General features: G+C 39.9%; 15 protein-coding genes and 1 tRNA gene. 8 read left to right on the top strand and 8 right to left on the bottom strand.

All coding sequences use genetic code 11. The features are described from left to right. Window positions 1-108: 108 nt before the first annotated feature. A complete protein-coding gene (locus tag KZC02_RS15550; protein ID WP_221389564.1) occupies window positions 109-1,476 on the top strand; it encodes a dipeptidase in 1,368 nt (455 codons plus the stop codon). Between the two features lie 81 nt (window positions 1,477-1,557). Here KZC02_RS15550 and KZC02_RS15545 read toward each other — a convergent pair whose 3' ends face one another. Then, window positions 1,558-2,787, bottom strand: a complete 1,230-nt coding sequence (locus tag KZC02_RS15545) for a tetratricopeptide repeat protein (RefSeq protein ID WP_221389563.1) — start codon at window positions 2,785-2,787, stop codon at window positions 1,558-1,560. Window positions 2,788-2,930: 143 nt separating this feature from the next. On the opposite strand from KZC02_RS15545, the gene hpt reads away from it, so the two are divergent. The 5 genes from hpt (at window position 2,931) to KZC02_RS15520 (ending at window position 8,972) form a co-directional block, all read left to right on the top strand. Then, the gene (gene hpt, locus KZC02_RS15540; RefSeq protein WP_221389562.1) at window positions 2,931-3,458 is read left to right on the top strand and encodes a hypoxanthine phosphoribosyltransferase; all 528 of its coding nucleotides are present in this window, start codon (window positions 2,931-2,933) and stop codon (window positions 3,456-3,458) included. Between the two features lie 5 nt (window positions 3,459-3,463). Continuing rightward, on the top strand, window positions 3,464-3,820 hold the full coding sequence (locus tag KZC02_RS15535) for a DHCW motif cupin fold protein (protein ID WP_221389561.1): 357 nt from the start codon (window positions 3,464-3,466) through the stop codon (window positions 3,818-3,820). A 65-nt stretch (window positions 3,821-3,885) separates the two neighbouring features. Further along, the gene (locus KZC02_RS15530; protein ID WP_221389560.1) at window positions 3,886-5,286 is read left to right on the top strand and encodes an MBL fold metallo-hydrolase RNA specificity domain-containing protein; all 1,401 of its coding nucleotides are present in this window, start codon (window positions 3,886-3,888) and stop codon (window positions 5,284-5,286) included. 74 nt (window positions 5,287-5,360) lie between these two features. Next, window positions 5,361-5,444 (top strand) — tRNA-Leu (locus KZC02_RS15525). A 498-nt stretch (window positions 5,445-5,942) separates the two neighbouring features. Continuing rightward, window positions 5,943-8,972 carry a malectin domain-containing carbohydrate-binding protein gene (locus KZC02_RS15520; RefSeq protein WP_221389559.1) on the top strand — a complete coding sequence of 1,010 codons (3,030 nt, stop codon included), beginning with the start codon at window positions 5,943-5,945 and terminating at the stop codon, window positions 8,970-8,972. Between the two features lie 50 nt (window positions 8,973-9,022). Here KZC02_RS15520 and KZC02_RS15515 read toward each other — a convergent pair whose 3' ends face one another. Beyond that, entirely contained in the window at window positions 9,023-9,649 is a 627-nt protein-coding gene (locus tag KZC02_RS15515) for a CopD family protein (RefSeq protein WP_310590309.1), read from the bottom strand. 86 nt (window positions 9,650-9,735) lie between these two features. On the opposite strand from KZC02_RS15515, the gene msrA reads away from it, so the two are divergent. Beyond that, entirely contained in the window at window positions 9,736-10,416 is a 681-nt protein-coding gene (gene msrA / locus KZC02_RS15510) for a peptide-methionine (S)-S-oxide reductase MsrA (RefSeq protein ID WP_221389558.1), read from the top strand. 140 nt (window positions 10,417-10,556) lie between these two features. Then, window positions 10,557-11,060, top strand: coding sequence for a hypothetical protein (locus KZC02_RS15505; RefSeq protein WP_221389557.1), 504 nt, complete (start codon window positions 10,557-10,559; stop codon window positions 11,058-11,060). Window positions 11,061-11,126: 66 nt separating this feature from the next. Here the strand turns inward: KZC02_RS15505 and KZC02_RS15500 are convergent, their stop codons facing one another. The 6 genes from KZC02_RS15500 to KZC02_RS15475 all read right to left on the bottom strand — a co-directional run bounded on the left by KZC02_RS15500 (window position 11,127) and on the right by KZC02_RS15475 (window position 17,378). Next, a complete protein-coding gene (locus KZC02_RS15500; RefSeq protein ID WP_221389556.1) occupies window positions 11,127-11,891 on the bottom strand; it encodes a hypothetical protein in 765 nt (254 codons plus the stop codon). A 71-nt stretch (window positions 11,892-11,962) separates the two neighbouring features. Then, window positions 11,963-12,685 (bottom strand): RluA family pseudouridine synthase, encoded by a 723-nt coding sequence (locus tag KZC02_RS15495; RefSeq protein WP_221389555.1) that lies wholly within the window; start codon window positions 12,683-12,685, stop codon window positions 11,963-11,965. Between the two features lie 491 nt (window positions 12,686-13,176). Then, a complete protein-coding gene (locus KZC02_RS15490) occupies window positions 13,177-13,374 on the bottom strand; it encodes a hypothetical protein (protein ID WP_221389554.1) in 198 nt (65 codons plus the stop codon). A gap of 57 nt (window positions 13,375-13,431) precedes the next feature. Continuing rightward, window positions 13,432-14,142 carry an ABC transporter ATP-binding protein gene (locus KZC02_RS15485; protein WP_221389553.1) on the bottom strand — a complete coding sequence of 237 codons (711 nt, stop codon included), beginning with the start codon at window positions 14,140-14,142 and terminating at the stop codon, window positions 13,432-13,434. Window positions 14,143-14,215: 73 nt separating this feature from the next. Then, window positions 14,216-14,671: a hypothetical protein gene (locus KZC02_RS15480; protein ID WP_221389552.1), complete on the bottom strand. Its 456-nt coding sequence runs from the start codon at window positions 14,669-14,671 to the stop codon at window positions 14,216-14,218. A gap of 37 nt (window positions 14,672-14,708) precedes the next feature. Further along, window positions 14,709-17,378, bottom strand: coding sequence for a hypothetical protein (locus KZC02_RS15475; protein ID WP_221389551.1), 2,670 nt, complete (start codon window positions 17,376-17,378; stop codon window positions 14,709-14,711). Between the last annotated feature and the right edge of the window lie 62 nt (window positions 17,379-17,440).

Below are 17,440 nucleotides of genomic sequence, written 5' to 3'. Positions count from 1 at the left end.
TTCAGAAATACCAACCCCTAAGGACTCAACCTTAGGGGTTATTTTTTAAATTGGCCTTCATTTTGACAAATGCTTCTGTCAGATAATTACAAATTTTAAAACCAGGATATGAATAATTACATTGAAAAGCACCGTGATAGATTTTTAAATGAACTTCTGGATCTGCTGCGGATTCCGTCCGTAAGTGCTGATTCAAAGTTTAAACCGGATATGCTGAGAGCAGCTGAATATGTAAAGGATCGTATTAAAGAAGCAGGTGCAGACCGTGTTGAAATTTATGAAACACCGGGACATCCGGTGGTTTATGGTGAAAAAATTATTGATGCAGGTTTGCCTACCGTGCTTATATACGGGCATTATGACGTGCAGCCGGCTGATCCTTACGAACTTTGGAATTCACCTCCTTTTGAACCTGTTATAAAAAATGACCGGATTTTTGCACGTGGTGCTTGTGATGATAAAGGGCAGTTTTACATGCATATCAAGGCATTGGAAACGATGCTGGCCACAGGTTCACTGGCATGTAATGTCAAAATAATGATTGAAGGAGAAGAGGAAATCGGGTCTTCCCATCTGGAAACATTTGTTAAAGAGCATCGTGAAATGCTGAAATGTGATACGATCCTGATTTCAGATACGAGTATTATTGCCAATGATGTACCTTCCATTGAAACAGGATTACGCGGACTTACTTACGTAGAAGTTGAAGTAATCGGTGCCAACCGTGATCTGCATTCGGGTGTATATGGCGGTGGTGTTGCCAATCCGATCAATATTTTATGTGATATGATTTCCTCTTTAAAAGACGAAAACGGCCACATTACTATTCCGGGTTTTTATGACAATGTTCAGGATCTGACAACAGAAGAACGTAACGCGCTCAATTCGGCACCGTTTGATCTGGACGAATATAAAAAGGATCTGCAGGTTGATGACGTTACCGGAGAAGCAGGATACACGACAATTGAAAGAACTTCTGTACGGCCAACTCTCGACGTAAACGGGATTTGGGGCGGCTATATTGGGGAAGGTGCCAAAACTGTACTGCCTTCCAAAGCAAGCGCAAAGGTATCTATGCGGTTGGTTCCGAACCAGACAGACCAGGAAATTTGTGCATTATTTACCAAACATTTTGAGTCAATTGCGCCAGCTTCGGTGAAAGTAAAAGTGACACCGCATCATGGCGGGCTTCCATACGTTACACCGACTGATTCCATTGAATACAAGGCTGCTGAAATGGCCATGGAAGAATCTTTTGGTAAAAAACCAATTCCTACGCGTGGCGGAGGAAGTATCCCTATTGTGGCATTATTTGAGCAAGAATTGGGAAGAAAAAGTATCTTGATGGGTTTTGGGCTTGATATTGATGCTCTGCATTCGCCCAACGAAAGCTACGGACTATTCAATTATTACAAAGGAATTGAAACCATTCCCCTGTTTTTCAAACACTACGCGGAATTGAAAAGTAAGAAGTAAATGAGTTTAAAGTAAATGAGTTCACAGTAATCAGTTTTGGCATCATTCCTGTTTACTGTGAACTCATTTACTTTAAACTTTTTACTTTCTCGCTCTCCTCTGTTCCCGTTTAAGCTTCTTCAGGTTTTCAATTGCCTTTTTTGCTTCTTTATCCTGGCTGGATTTTTTGTCGGCGCGGTCATCGGCCAGTTTATAAAAACGCAGCGCTTCATCGTAATTCTTCTTCATTTCGGCAATTTTGCCTAATCCGATCAGCGAAGACACATAATATCCGGCATTAAGGGAATTGGTTTTTACTGAGAAGTCAATGGCTTTTTGATAGAATTGTGCTGCCAAATCGTAATTACGGTGGTATTGCATATTATAATAAGCCAGAACGTAGGCTGCATTTCTTCCGCTGACACCTTCATATCCCGGCATACCCTGGTCTATTTTATCCAGAATATTTTGTGCTGCTTTTTGCGCTTCCTCTGATTTTCCTGTTACGAAAGCTGTCCGGCAAAAATATCTTTCGAAGTAAGGATTATTAGGAAAAGTCTGCCACATGTACTTGGCCATTTCATAGGCTTTTCCATATTCGTTTTCCATACTGTAAATCTGCAAAAGGAAATAACGCGCTTCTACCCGTGTGTAAAATGCATTATTCCCTACTTTTTCGAGTTGTTGCTCACCGAGTTTTTTATTTCCTTTTGGAAAAAGTGCAAGAATAGGTTTCAGCAACGGATATTCTTTTGGAACCCATTCTGCATAATAATTATACAAACCATCTCCAAACAACAGCTCAGGAGACAGGTCACCATTTCCTTTACAAACTTCAAAATACTTTAAAGATTTTTTTCCGGCAAAAGCAGCCTTTGTCCAGCTTTCCCGTTCGGCATATAGTCTTCCTTTAAAAGCATAAGCAGCCGCGAGAAAAAAGGCAGGTTCTACTTTGTTTTTCTCATTTTCATACATTTCCTCCGCCAGGTCAATAGTCGAGTCCATTGCGGCAAGGAAAGCCTTATCATACGTCTCAACATCCGTATTTGGCACAATTTTCCACCATTCTGAAAGCCCCATTAAAAAATGCGGCATCGGGTGTTTTGGATAGCGGTATTTCAGCCACCTGAACTCTGTATCGGCTTCTGCAAATTTAAAATTATATAGCAGGTTAATGGCCTCAGTTGCTTCTATCTGGACACTCGGATTTTTGAGGACCATATCATAATTCTTATCCAGTTCAGCCGAAGAATATAATTGAGCGACAACTGAGGATATGGAAAGAATGGCCGTAATGCAAAATATTAAAGTTGTCTGAACTATTCTTTTCATAGCAGGGGTAAATCTGTCAGTATTAACGACGGAATTTTATTTTACGTTTGCTTAGCGGCGTGTTTTTGAAAAAAGAGTTAATATTGATGCCCTGAATAACGCAACCGGGCTGACGGGATAAATTTTATTTGACACCATTATTTATGATTACAATACTTGACAAGAATTTCACTCCTTTTATTAGCAGAGAGACCATTGAAACCCGAATTGCAGAAATTGCAAAACAAATTAACACTGATTATGAAGGCCGCTGCCCTTTGTTTATAGTAGTACTGAATGGCGCTTTTTTGTTTGCGACCGAGCTTGTCAAAAATATTCCTTTGTCCTGCGAAATAACTTTTGTGCGTTTATCATCTTACTCTCAAACGGAATCTACCGGCAAAGTAAGACAAATCATTGGTCTGGAAGAAAAAATAACCGAACGTGACGTGATTATTATTGAAGATATTGTAGACACCGGGCTTACGATGACTCAATTATTATCTCAGATTGCAGACCTTAAACCACGGTCGATCGAAATTGCGACGCTGCTTCACAAGCCTGAAGCACTACAAAAACCAGTCGATATGCGTTACATAGGTTTTGAAATTGAGAACCGTTTTGTAGTGGGCTACGGCTTGGATTACGACGGACTAGGACGAAACCTGGATGCACTGTACGTTTTAGCCTGATCTTTATGAACAATAAAAATATTCCTTTTCAGCTGATCAATTGGGACAGCGTTCCCAAAGTGGAATATCCCGGTGATCCTGGTGCGGCATACTGGCAAACGTTGCAATTTGAAGGGTTAAGGATTAGAATGGTGGAACTTTCGCCCGGATATATGGCCGACCACTGGTGCAGGAAAGGACATATTGTTCATTGTCTGGAAGGTAGTTTTGTATCTGAAATGAATGATGGTTCTGTATTTGAACTTTTGAAAGGAACCTCTTACGTGGTTTCGGATGAAATGAGCTCACATCGTTCCTACACTGAGAATGGTGTCAAAATGATGATCATTGACGGCGATTTCCTGAAATTCATACCTGACTGATTGGGAATTTGTCAGCATAAATAAAACTTTAATGCAATTCAACAAACGATAACCATTTTCAAAAAATGCATATACAATTTTTTGGCGCAGCAAGAACTGTTACCGGCAGCAAACACCTGATTACGACTGAAAAGGGGACAAAAATATTGTTGGATTGCGGATTATTTCAGGGAATCCAAACCGATGAGTTTAATCAGAAATTTGGTTTTAAACCTGCTGAAGTCGATTATCTTGTTTTGTCCCATGCGCACATTGACCATTCGGGTTTAATTCCGCGATTAGTCCGGCAAGGTTTCAGCGGCCCTATATATTGTACTTCGGCCACGGCAGACCTTTGCAAGGTAATGCTGCTCGACAGCGCGCATATTCAGGAAAGTGATCTGGAAAGAATTAATAAGCGCAGAAAGAGGCAGGAACGGCCGTTGCTTGAAGAATTATATAATACAGAAGATGCACAAAAAGCATTAAGCCTGTTCAAAACGGTTAAATATGGTGAAACATTCCATTTGGGAGAAAACAACGAAGTGGCTGTAATGATGACAGATGCAGCACATTTGCTTGGCAGCGCTGCGGTACATTTAACAATACCTGATAAAGGCACTTTAAAACAAATCACTTTTACTGGTGATATTGGCCGTCCTGATGACCGTATCCTTCGTAAGCCTGATGTATTTCCACAGGCAGATATAATTATTTGTGAGTCGACCTACGGAGACCGGCTGCATGAAAAAGAAATTGACATGAAAGGGCATCTGTTGAAAATCGTACATGAAACCTGCGTGGAAAATGGCGGCAAACTTATTATTCCCGCCTTTGCGATTGACCGTACACAGGAACTGATTTATGCACTGGACCAGCTTTCCAGTTCCGGGCAACTTCCACAAATCCCGGTTTACATTGATAGCCCGCTTGCTATTAATGCTACGAAGATCATGAAAGAACACGAAGAATGTTTTAATCCTGAAATTCTTGATTATATAGAAAAAGACGGTGATGCTTTCGCTTTCCCCTATCTTCATTATGTATCCGATGTAAATGAATCCAAAGCCATTAATGATAAAAGAGAGCCTTGCATTATCATTTCGTCGTCGGGAATGGCAGAAGCAGGAAGAATTAAGCATCATATCAAAAATAACATTGAAGATCCGAAATGCACGATCCTGCTGGTAGGGTACGCTTCGGCAAATACGTTGGCTGGTGCTTTGAAAAGAGGGGATCAAAAGGTAAATATTTTTGGAGAAATGTTTGATGTAAAGTGTCAGATTGCTTCAATGGACTCATTTTCAGGTCATGGTGATTACAATGAAATGATTGATTTCCTTTCCTGCCAAACTCCTGACCGCGTTAAAAAGGTATTTTTAGTACATGGAGAATACGAAACACAGATCTCATTTAAGCTGAAACTGGAAGCCAAAGGGTATAAGGATATCCATATTCCCGCCTTATATGAAAATGTGGAAGTATAAATTATCAGATTTTTCAATCTTTTAGTCTTTGAAAGACTGTTAACTCTTACTACTTTTACCCGCTCTGATAAAACGCCGAAGTGGTGAAATTGGTAGACATGCACGTTTCAGAGGCGTGTGGAGGTTGCTCCGTGTGGGTTCGAGTCCCATCTTCGGTACAAAACGAAATTTTCGCAGGTAACTGCTGAAGGTTTCGTTTTTTTTGTAACTACCTGTTTAAGTGAAAGATACTTGTGACGAAATGTTTGTCAGTGCAGTATTGCCCGCTTCACTTGCAAATTTGTCCGTTTTATTGCTCTGTTGTTTAATTGTAATATTTTTTTGAAGATTTTAGTGATCTGAATGACCCCACACTCAGTTCAGATGAGCTTTATCTGTAAGTCCCGGATAGGCTGAAATTTAACCGGCAGCGTCTAATATAGCTGGTTGCATATTCTTCAAGAGTTAAATTCCTGTTTTTTTAATTATTATTTATTTTGGTAAACCCGGCTAAATAACATTATAAAAATGAGCAGAAACTTGTGTTTGCTCTGTCACAAATCAGTTATAAAAAATTCTCCCAAAAATTAATAGTAAAATTCAATACATGCGCAAGCGATGTATTGAACAGTCTTATTTGCTCAATTCAAATTTTTATTGACTAAAAAAAACAAATCATGAGAAAATCTCTATCCTTTCCACACAATCGTTTTATTTTAATGCTTTGTGGTATTGCCCTTCTTTCTTTCAGCGTGCTTGCGCAACCTGTAAAAATTAGTTTCCGGCCACAGGGAAGTGCGGCGCCAGCAGGATTTACAGCAGATAACGGTTTACCATTTACTGCTGCCCGAAAATACGGTTGGATTGATCCAACAACGAAAGCTCCAAAAGACCTTACTGCTAATATGCGTTTAAGAACCGGTACCGCCAATCCGGAATTGCTTTCATTAGTCCAGATGTCAGAAATAGGTACTCAGATAGGAGGCACATGGGAATACGCACTTGCCAATGGCTTATACCGTGTGACAGTAAGTGCAGGCGACAATACATACTTTGATAGTAATAACCAGATCAATGTGGAGGGATTGCCGGCAGTCAGTGATTTTACGCCATCTTCTCAGAATAAATTTAAGGGAGCCACAGTTACTGTTCAGGTGAGTGACGGAAAATTAACAGTAGATGCAAATGGAGGAAATAATTCTAAAATGAATTATATTTCTATCGTTAGTGCTACGGCGGTAACTGATGCTGTTGCTCCGACCGCAAGTGCACGGTTGGAAGGAACACAGGAGTCAGCAAGTGTTTATTCAAATTCGGTAAAAGTATATATTACTGGTAGCGATGCGGGCGGATCGGGCCTAAGAACTTTGCAATACGCTATAAATGATGGCTCTTATGTAAATTTTACTGTTCCTTTTAATATTACAACCCCGGGTAACTATAGTTTAAAAGTAAAATCAACGGATGCCAATAACAATCAGAAGATCAGTAGTGCATATAGTTTCAGTGTAGCCGGTACCGTAGCATCGTCGGGCGCCTATATGGTTCTGAAAAACCTGGATAACTTTCCGGCAGACGATAAACTGGTTTTTTCATTGATACAAATTCCTTGGAGACGTACGAATCCTACTACCGCCTACAATGCCAACCACGACCGGGTAAAACTGAGGATTAACAGCAAGGGCGCAGACAGGCTTACAATCAGTAACCTGATACTTTCCAATACTTCGGCATGGAAAATAGTGTCTATAAATACCGATACTACACTGGCATTACCTGTTCAGGTTAATTCCGGCGCTTTTGCGGATGTTACCATTCAGTTTAGAGCCAAAGACGCAGCCTCGAGGGTAAAAGTATTTCATGATACACTCACTATCAGAAGTAACGACGCTGGTTTTCCTACCAAAAAAGTGGTGTTGAACGGACTTTATCAATACAGTGGAGAAGGTAATCATGAGCCTTATGGACAGGAAATTATTGATGCATTCGGGTTCAAATCCAGCACCGGTTTTGCAAAAGATGATGGCAGTATAAACGGATCAAGCATTGTTCCTAATTCAAGCGAAGTAAATGCATCCTATTTTGTCCGTGCTGATAATTCGAAACCGGTTACAGTTATTCAAATGGCTGCCTATCATGGCTGCTGCAGTGCTACTGAAACATTCAAATATTTTGCCAAAGGATCTTCAACTGTAACCAACGTTTTTACCCATTTGAATCTGGATGGACAATCGCTTTTGCCTAGGCTAAAAAATCCAACGACTTCGCTTGCACAGGGAACATTTGTGCCATCAGGTTCATTTGGATTGCAGGCCGCGGGTATTACGTCCGACAGAACTAAAAATGCTGGCGGACTGATTGGTCTGCGATTCCTGAAAGTATATGATGCAAACGGGAATATTGTTCCTAATGCTTATCTGGTCAATATGGATTACATAGGAAATGCCTCAGTTACCAATTACGATTATCAGGATAACATGTACTATGTGGAAAATATAAAACCGGAAACAGGTACTGTAAATTACTCTCTGCTGGCATCTGTTAACTCATCCGATGTCAATTTTAATCCTGCATCAGTCGGAGGTAGTGTGTCTTCGAATGTCACACTTAAAAACCAGGGAACAACTTATTCGAGCGGTCCGGCCGATCCTGCAATTCAGCTGAAAAGCGCGACCATATCCGGTCCTGATGCCAGTGAGTTTTCAGTAAGCGCATTCAGTACAACCAATCTGGCAGCGCAGGCAACTACACCGATAACAGTGAAATTCACACCGAAGTCAATTGGTATAAAAAATGCAGTTTTACTGGTCAATTATAATAATTCCCAATCTCCGTTGAGGATCCCACTGTATGGTATTGCCAATAACAGCACTACTACCGTAAGCATATTTAAGCGCATAAAAGGTGCTGCTGATGCTAATGTAACCATAGGTGGCAATGTATACGAAGCGGATAATAATTACAGAAAAGGATCTATCAAACTGGATAAGCAGGTTACGGCAAGTGGAATTGGCGGTACGGATATAGATGTATTGTACCAGACATACTTGTCAGCAGCCACAGATCTGGCGGAAACGAGATATGAAATCCCGCTTGCAAATGGAAACTACCGCATACGTATGCACCTGGTGGAAAACTTCTTTTCTGGTGCCGGATTAAGGGTGTTTAACGCAACGTTAGAAAATCAGCTGGTGATCAATAATCTGGATATTTTTAAAGAGGTAGGTTACCGGTTCGCTTATGTAAAAGATTTCAGTGCGGTGATAAGTGACGGAGTTTTAAATATTAACTTTGATCCTTCGGCAAACCGGGTGGCTATAGCAGCAGTTGAGATATATAAGGTCACTAACAACAATGTTCGAACTGGTGGTGAAGAAGAAGACAGCCTTGCCGTAGAAAGTTTGATTGCGTCCGAATTACTGAAATCCGAAATACAGAAAGAAGACATACTGGTTTATCCTAATCCAAGCCAGGGAAAAAATGTGAGACTGGAAGCAAATAATCTGAACAAAAACGAGGAGGTAACCGTATCTGTGATTCCGGTAAGCACAGGTTGGGGAATCAGGCATACACAGAAAGCATTTACCGATAATGCTGGTAGTGTAAAAATTCCTTTAAACCCATCCAATAACCTGCAAACCGGGATTTATGTAATTACCGTAGAGTCAGGGTCTAAAATAGTCAGGACAAAATTACTGATTGAATAACAGCAGATACTGATGATATTTATCAAGGGCGTCCCGCAAAGGCGCCCTTTTTATTTGTCTGGAAAATTTGATGAATTCAGATTCTTCCTCTCTCTGATCCGCTTCACAATGCGCACTGCGGTCATCATCAAAACAGCAAAAACTATGAGCCCTAAAACACCCCAAAGCCAGTCAACCGTATTTTTCAGAACAACGAGGAATACAATGGAAAACAAGAAAATTGTTGCTATTTCATTAAACAGCCTCAGCTGAAACGACGAAAACCGGAATTTACCCTCCCTTAATTCCCGTAATATTTTTCCTGTAAAAAAATGATAAACCAGTAACCCTGCCACAAATAATAACTTTAACTGCATCCAGTCCTGATGAAGCCAGGCGGGAGTAATATAAATGAGAATACTGCCAAAAATAATAGCCAGCCAGCAAGCCGGTGTCATAATTGCATTCCAAAGCAGTTTTTCCATTTTCGTAAACTGTGCAAAAAGAATCTTCTGTTCCTCTTCCGGCTTTTCTTTGGCTTCGGTATGGTAAACGAAGAGGCGTGGCATATAAAAAAGCCCTGCAAACCAGCTTACAACAAAAATGATATGCAGAGCTTTAAAATGAAGATAAGTCATAATCAATGAATCTTTGGTGACCAGTGTTCCTTTGAACAGTTCTGATCTTTTTTGTGCCAAATTTCGTAAATAATACACGAATAGAAGAATAAACTTTCTTCTGCCGGCAAGTGTTAAATAAATCAGGGAAATTTAAATTTTAACTAATGAAAACAACCATTTCGCTTTTCACGTTTCTGTTTTTGTGTTGCATGGTTGCCATATCATGTGCACAGTCGGATAAAAAACAAAAGAAGAATATGAATAAAGAAACTGCTTCGCTGGATGAAACAAACGTAAAAATGGCGGGCATGGAAACGGCAACTTTTGGTACCGGGTGTTTCTGGTGTACGGAAGCGGTGCTGGAATCACTGGATGGCGTAAAAAAAGTAGTATCAGGTTATTCGGGTGGAACAGTCTCTAATCCTAGTTACAAAGAAGTATGCACCGGAAATACCGGCCATGCGGAGTGTGTAGAGGTTACTTTTGACCCCAAAGTGATTACTTATACGGATCTGCTTGAAGCATTTTTCCGCAGCCATGACCCAACTTCCTTAAACCGCCAGGGAAATGATGTGGGTACGCAATACCGTTCTGTTATTTTTTATCATAACGAAGAACAAAAAAAACAGGCAGAACTGGCTAAGTCGGAACTGGACAAATCAGGTGCTTATTCCAAGCCTATTGTTACGGAAATAACACCAGCGGTGAAGTTTTATACTGCTGAGGATTACCATCAGAACTACTTTGCAAACAATCCGGATCAGGGTTATTGCGCATTTGTAATTGCTCCCAAGCTGGATAAATTCAAGCATGTTTTTAAAGATAAATTAAGAAAGGGCATTTAGTTTGAATATCAGGAAGTTATGAGATTGGACTGTTTATCGTGAATTTTGTCCGGTTGATAAGTAAGATGGCACAAGTTTTGAAGCGAATTTATAAACGCTTTAATTTGTGCCATTATTCATTTTCAAAACAATCTATTAACATGAAAAAGTATTTATCAATTTTTATTGTTGCGTCAATTTTAAGTGTAGCGTCCGGTAAAGTTTTTGCTCAATATCAGAAAGGAGACAAGATTCTCAATTTGGGTATCGGCGGCGGCGGCTACGGATTTTACGGCGGCGGATTTGCCGTAGGAGGATCATTTGAATATGGTATTCACGAATTTATTAGTGTTGGAGCTCAGGCCGATCTTAATTTTTACAGCTATGGTGTAATTTCAGATAATTACGTTTCCCTTCCAATTGCAGCCAGAGGTTCCTATCACTATGGTAAACACTTTCTAACTATTGATAAATTGGATCTTTATGCAGGTCCGGTATTAGGATTCAGTATTGATGATAATAAATATTATGATGGAACTTCAATTGTAATAGGTGCTCAGGCAGGAGCCCGGTATTACTTCAAACCTGCAATGGGTGTTTTTGTAGAACTCTCAGGAGGATCAAATGTTATCCCAGCAAAGGCCGGAATTTCATTGAAATTCTAAAACCATACATAAAAAATGGCGTGAAAGGATTTCCCCTTCACGCCATTTTTTATGTATTTAAATTAATCAGAAATTTATCTTCAAACTCAAATAACCTGATTGGGTAGCAGTATTGTATCCTGGTTTGATACTGAATGCCAATGGTTCTCTTCTCCTGATTAATTCTTTTCGTATCCTGCTTGCTTTGGAGCCGTTTTTTCCTGCTTTAACAAAACCGATCGTTCCGAAAGTTACTCCTCCTACTAATCCACCTATTAAAAGTATGGCGCCTGCATCAGAATTATCATTATACGACGAGTACCCATTAGAATAGAAGTCGTTATTATTTACAATTATAGCACTTCCTACACCCATAGCGACTGTACCAACTATAGACGAAACAATTCCTAACACCAATCCATGTTTCGACTTGGATCTGTAAAATTGATAGGCTTTTCTTAGCTGATTGGGGTTGTATGCATAAATAGTTTGCTCGAATGCATTTCGGGGCGCCGGCTGGGGATTTAATTCAAAGGGTTTCGAAACATTTTCCTGCTTAAAAAACACATCACTGGAAGCGTCCGGAAATGTAGAAACATCTCCGTTTCCATAAAGAATAGATGCTATTTCTGTCTTTTTAATCGAAAAAAGTGGTCCTTCCGAATCGTTAAGCTTTTTGTACTTAATCGCGCTTTCCTCTACTTCCTGAATAGAAACTTCGAGTTTGGTATTGTTTTTCAAAATGATCACATCAGGTTTCCGGACAGTTTGCCCATAACCTGTTTGAACCAGAATAAAAAGGAGAAAAAAGGCCAGAAAATAAGCCTTTGCGAGGGGTAAGAATGTTTTCATAAAGTTATGTTAGATGGATTTACGTAACCGTTAAATTACATCTGCAACATACATTATAAAATACTGTTTTCCTATACCCCAAACTTATTCAACTGCTTTACAAGTACCTCAAAATCTTTGGGATACGGTGCTTCAATTTTAACCGGCTCTCCGTTCATTAATGCAAATGACAGTGAATATGCATGCAAGGCAACACGCTGGATAAGCGGCTGTTCTTCGGTTTCTTTCTTAAGATTAAACTTCCGTTTTAAACCGGATAAAAATATCGGCTCTCCTCCGTACTGCGGATCACAAACGATCGGCGCTTTCAGACAGGACAAATGGATGCGTATCTGGTGCATTCGGCCAGTAATGGGGATACATTCCACAAGCGTGTAACCGCGGTACACCCTCATTGTATTAAAAATTGTCTCTGCTACTTTTCCTTCTGCCCTGTCGATTTTTACGGCTGTTCCGTTTTTTAAAGCCAGAATAGGAAGGTAAACGGAAATGCTGTCCAGATTATGGATTCCGTTGGCTACTGCATGATAACGCTTGGTAACTTCACGGTGTTCAAACTGCATTGCAAGATGACGGTATGCTTCCGGGTTTTTGGCAAATGCCAGTACGCCCGATGTTTCCTTGTCCAGACGATGTGCCGCCTGTAATTCCGGATTATATTCCTTTGCCAGCCTTAGCAAACTTCCTCCCCTGTCTGCGGTTCTTTCATCCAGTGTTGCCAGATGTGGCGGCTTATTAACGAGCAAAAAGTCTTCGTTTTCAAATAATATAATATCCTTAAAATTGATTTTCATAAAGCTTTAACTAAAAATAATCCGAATAAATTACCTGATGTCGGCAATTTATCCGGATTTATATTGCTTGTGTATTTTTGATGTATTTCAGTTTCCAGAAATACAAAGTTAGTTATTTACCTGCTATGTTGTTGACTATCGGTGGCAAGGCTGATCCAAATGCGTCTTATCAAGCTTATTGTTTCATCCGGGAGCCTGACTATGCCACTGCTGAAACTAAGGAATTGCTTATTTATCTTTATAAGCCTCTTTTCTATCTGCTATTTTATAATATCTATCAGAAGTTCAGAATCCTTTATGTGATAAATTATCCGATAGTCCCAACCCGGATTCTATAACTATTTATAAAATTTTCTAATTTACGAACTCCTGACGGTCTGGGATCAAGAGATAATTCATCAATTTTATCAATGATTTAATCCTGAATGTTTTCTGTATATTTTCTAATTCCTTTAATGCAGATTTTCTGATAAGTACTTTGTACATCGCTTTCAGTCCTTGTTCATAAGCGATTTCCGAACATCATCCCAATTTAATGATGGTTCATTTTTTCTTAAATCAATAGCTATTTCGTCTTCTATATCTTCTAAAATATCCAAAAGACTATCTCTATCTTTTAATAAATCAAAATCTATAACGACTGCTTTTTTATGTCCGGCTTCATCGGTTAAATAGCTGATTCCTTTCACCTTGTATTTTGCTTTTCCGAAGGTAATAAAATATTGATAAAGAGCATGTAATTATAACTATACCAGCGCACTCACCTTTGTTGGATTTGGATTGATCGTGTCTGATTCTACCAAACCGTCTCTTAACCTGACAATCCTGTGAGCATAATGCGCAATATCCTCCTCGTGGGTAACCATTACGATCGTATTTCCTTTACTATATAACTGATCAAAAAGATCCATAATTTCATAAGAGGTTTTCGAATCCAGGTTTCCGGTTGGTTCATCCGCCAATAATATACTTGGGTCATTAACAAGCGCCCTGGCAATAGCAACACGCTGCCTTTGCCCACCCGAAAGTTCGTTTGGTCTATGTCCTGCTCGGTTTTCCAGACCTACATTTTTTAAAGAAAGCATTGCTTTTTCAGTTCTGTCTGCTTTGTTCAACCCGGCATAAATCAGGGGAAGTGCAACATTATCAAGCGAAGACATTCTTGGCAGAAGATTAAAAGTCTGAAATACAAAGCCAATTTCTTTGTTACGGATTTCGGCAAGTTCACTTTCAGTCATATCGCTGACATCCTTATTATTCAAAATATAACGGCCGGTAGAAGGCGTATCCAAACAACCAATAATATTCATCAGCGTAGATTTTCCTGAACCGGAAGGACCCATAAAAGCAACATATTCTCCTCTGTTGACCGAAATAGTAACAGATTTGAGCGCCTGAATTACTTCGCTGCCCATGACATAACGCTTTGAGACATCAGTAGTTTCTATAATTTGCATGATCAAGGTTGTAATGACTTCTTAATTAAAGTTTTTAATGTAGTAATCCGGCTTTTAATCAATTATGCTATCATCAGGCTGCCGATGCAGTAATTTTTGCAAAATATCCCTGAACATACAAAGCGGCAAGAATAACAGCGCCCGGTGTATCATCATATTCTATGTTTCCTTCATTGCGCCATAAACTGGACAACAGGAAAACTGCCGACTCTTCCGGGCCTTTTACATCCCATCTTTTCCGGTTCCACGACAGATACTTCCATTCGTACGTAACTTCTTCATACGTAATAACTGCTGAACTTTTCCACCAGTTATATTCTATTTTTCCCAGCACTTTTTTGCCTTCTATATCCAGGATTTGAGTACTTCTTTTCCAGAATCCTAGTGGTTTGAACAAAAGCATATATCCGTTTAATTCACCGTAAGCGTCTCCTTTCCAGATACTGGTTTTTAAAATTCCGACAATTAGTTTATCCCTAAAAATACGGCATTCCTTTCCGCTAAAAGATGTTTTCCAGGTTAATGCCATGTAAATCGTCCGGATATATATTTGCTAAGCTAAAAAATCATTGAAACTCTGCTCTTTGTTTTTCGATAAGAGCACGCATAGGTTGATAGCGATTCATAAATTGCTGATAACCGGCGGGAGACGCCAGCTGCTTCACCTTCATTTCTCCGGAATCTCCCTGTTCCGTCAATCCCTGATCGAGGCTTAAATATGCATATTGTTCCCATAATTCGGGAGCATACTCATTATACCGTAATGCCGTCAGGATCATCTGATAAGCTTTTCCTGTTTGCTTTTTATTTCTGTACCAGGCCGCAGCAGACGATACAATTTTAGCTTCAAAAGGGTTTTCCCTAACGGCAGCATTAAAATGAATATCAGAAGGTGATTTTTGAGCTATTTGCCACAAACTATCAGATTTGGTTTTAGGACGTACGCCTGAAAACAACGTTTTTTTGAGCTGTTCAATGGCGGCCATAGATTCTTTTCCTTCAATTTTATCCAAAAGAACCACTGCAATTGCCTGCTTACCGGACAATGCGTTGGCCACGGCCATGCCCAAAGTCCCTTCAATTCCCTCTACAACGGAAAGATGCTCAATCGCCTGATCGTATAATCCCAATTGTAAAAACCAGTGCCCCAGTATTTTATGGTACAAATCACTTTTTTTATTATCATCTTCCTGTGCCCAGGCCGACAGTGTTTCAATCGCTTTTAGTTTATTGCCGCTGTAAAATTCAGAATACAGCGATGCAAATAATAAATCGGTTGATAACATCGGATTTTTTAAAGCTAATTTGGGCAAAATTGTTGCAGGCAAACTATCCAGTTTTGCCTGATTAACAGTATAGTTTTGTAAATACGCAAAAGCAGAAACGCTTAGCAAAGAATCTTTTGGAATAGCTTCCGAAAGAAAATGCTGTTTGGAAAAATGCTGTCTTAAATTCTGTACTGCCAGCCAGTTAGACTGCCAGGAAAGATATTTCCTTTCCTTAGCGCCAGACGCAAGTGAATCCAGTAAATTGTTATCCGTACTTTTTGCCATGATTGCCAGCAAATTAGTAGCCGGAATTTCATCCATTTTTGCTTTCGACTCAGCTTTTACCAGATAATAATAGGCCGAATCTGCAACATTGGTTTTAGAATAAAGTATACCCAGATTATTCAGCAATTCTCCGCTTTTGGGGAATTTACGTGTGCCTTCCTGCAAACTTGTTACCGCATCAAAGAACAGGTTTTCCTGAACAAGAATGGTTCCTAAACCTGCATAAGCCTGCGGAGAAGGGTTTTTTAACAAAGACTGCCGGAAATAATAAGCAGCGGCATTTTCGTCTCCCTGCCGGATAGCAAGCGAAGCCAGCGCATAATTTGATTTATGGTTCTGGAATTCCTGCTGCAGCGCCATTTTATAATATTGTTCTGCCAATGCAAATTCGCCCGTATTGGCATGCAGATCACCCAATCCGTTAAAATAACCTGCAATTCCCTGATTGAGAGGGAGCAGCCTTTGCATGGAAAATAAAATGACCACTCCTACAAAGCCAAACAGCCGCGTTTGTGTAAGGCCAAAACGCATGGGTTTGTATAAAACCTTATGTACCGCCAGTCCTTGCTGAAACAACTGATAGTAATTGACCAGGATGTAAAACAGAAAAACCACGCTCATTCCCAGTTGGCCCTGAATAACCACATCTTCCAGTACTTCCATCAACGGATCGTTGGCCGTACCAAAAATAAAAGCTGCAAAAGCCAGGGCAATGAGGAATAAACCCAGATATAACCAAAAGCCAGTAGTACGAAACGGAATTAATCCGGCAGTAGAATCGGCGCGTTTCCTAAATCCCCACAAACCCAGTAATGCAGCAGCTATTGCAAGATACGCCGGATTGATCAGTGTAAGGTCCCAGTCAATCTGTTTGGTATTGCGCAGATACATGAATACCAGTGAAAGCAGATACAATACACTGATAATCAGAAAATTTCGTAATCCTGATTTGTTTTTTCTGACTTCTGAGCCACTCGTGCTCAGCCATACAAATGCTGCCATAATTTCAGTAGCAATGATCAGCAAAAAAAGTATGGTCAATAAAAGCCAGAAAGGGAGCGAATAAGCAACGGCTGCCAGTCCGGGAAAAGGAACGGGAGAAATTGTTTTAACTAAAATTGCCAAAATAGCAGAAACTGACAACATTCCGGCTATGCGGTAACCGATTCCCAGATCAGGACGGAAAGCATGAAAATAATAAGTGACGCCTCCGTACAGAATCACAGTCAAGAGAAAAAAGGTACGGTTTCCGGTACCAAAAACACCTAAAATTTCGAGTCTGGAAAAGGCAAGAAGAAGAATAAAAACGATCATTCCGGCCAGATACCAGAACCGCGACATGGTAGTGAGTGCGGCCAGGACCAGAGATAAACCTATCAGCGCAAAAAACCAGAATAACTGAACGGTCAGAAAGTCGGTTTCCATGGTGGAGGCCACAAAACTTTCAGTGACCAGATGTGAAGGAATTGATACACCATATTGCCACTGATCCAGCCGGAGCACATCTGCTACGGTTGTAATGTCAGACAATTCACTCAGAATATTCCAATGAATTACATTGGCAAGCGGATCATAACTTTTTAAAACAAAGAATATTAGTGCTAAAAAAATGATAAAAAAAGCAGCGAGTGTAATCCGGCGTTCGGACGACGACCATACTTTCCAGAAAAAAAGTTCTTTCATATAGTTTGTTTAAACCGGCAGTAGAGAATATTCAAACGCAGGAATATAAGTTTTTGATATTT

This window comes from Dyadobacter sp. NIV53, assembly GCF_019711195.1.
In the GTDB taxonomy this organism is placed as follows: domain Bacteria; phylum Bacteroidota; class Bacteroidia; order Cytophagales; family Spirosomataceae; genus Dyadobacter.
Note: the sequence above shows the minus strand (reverse complement) of the source record. Positions and strands in the feature narration are given on the sequence as shown.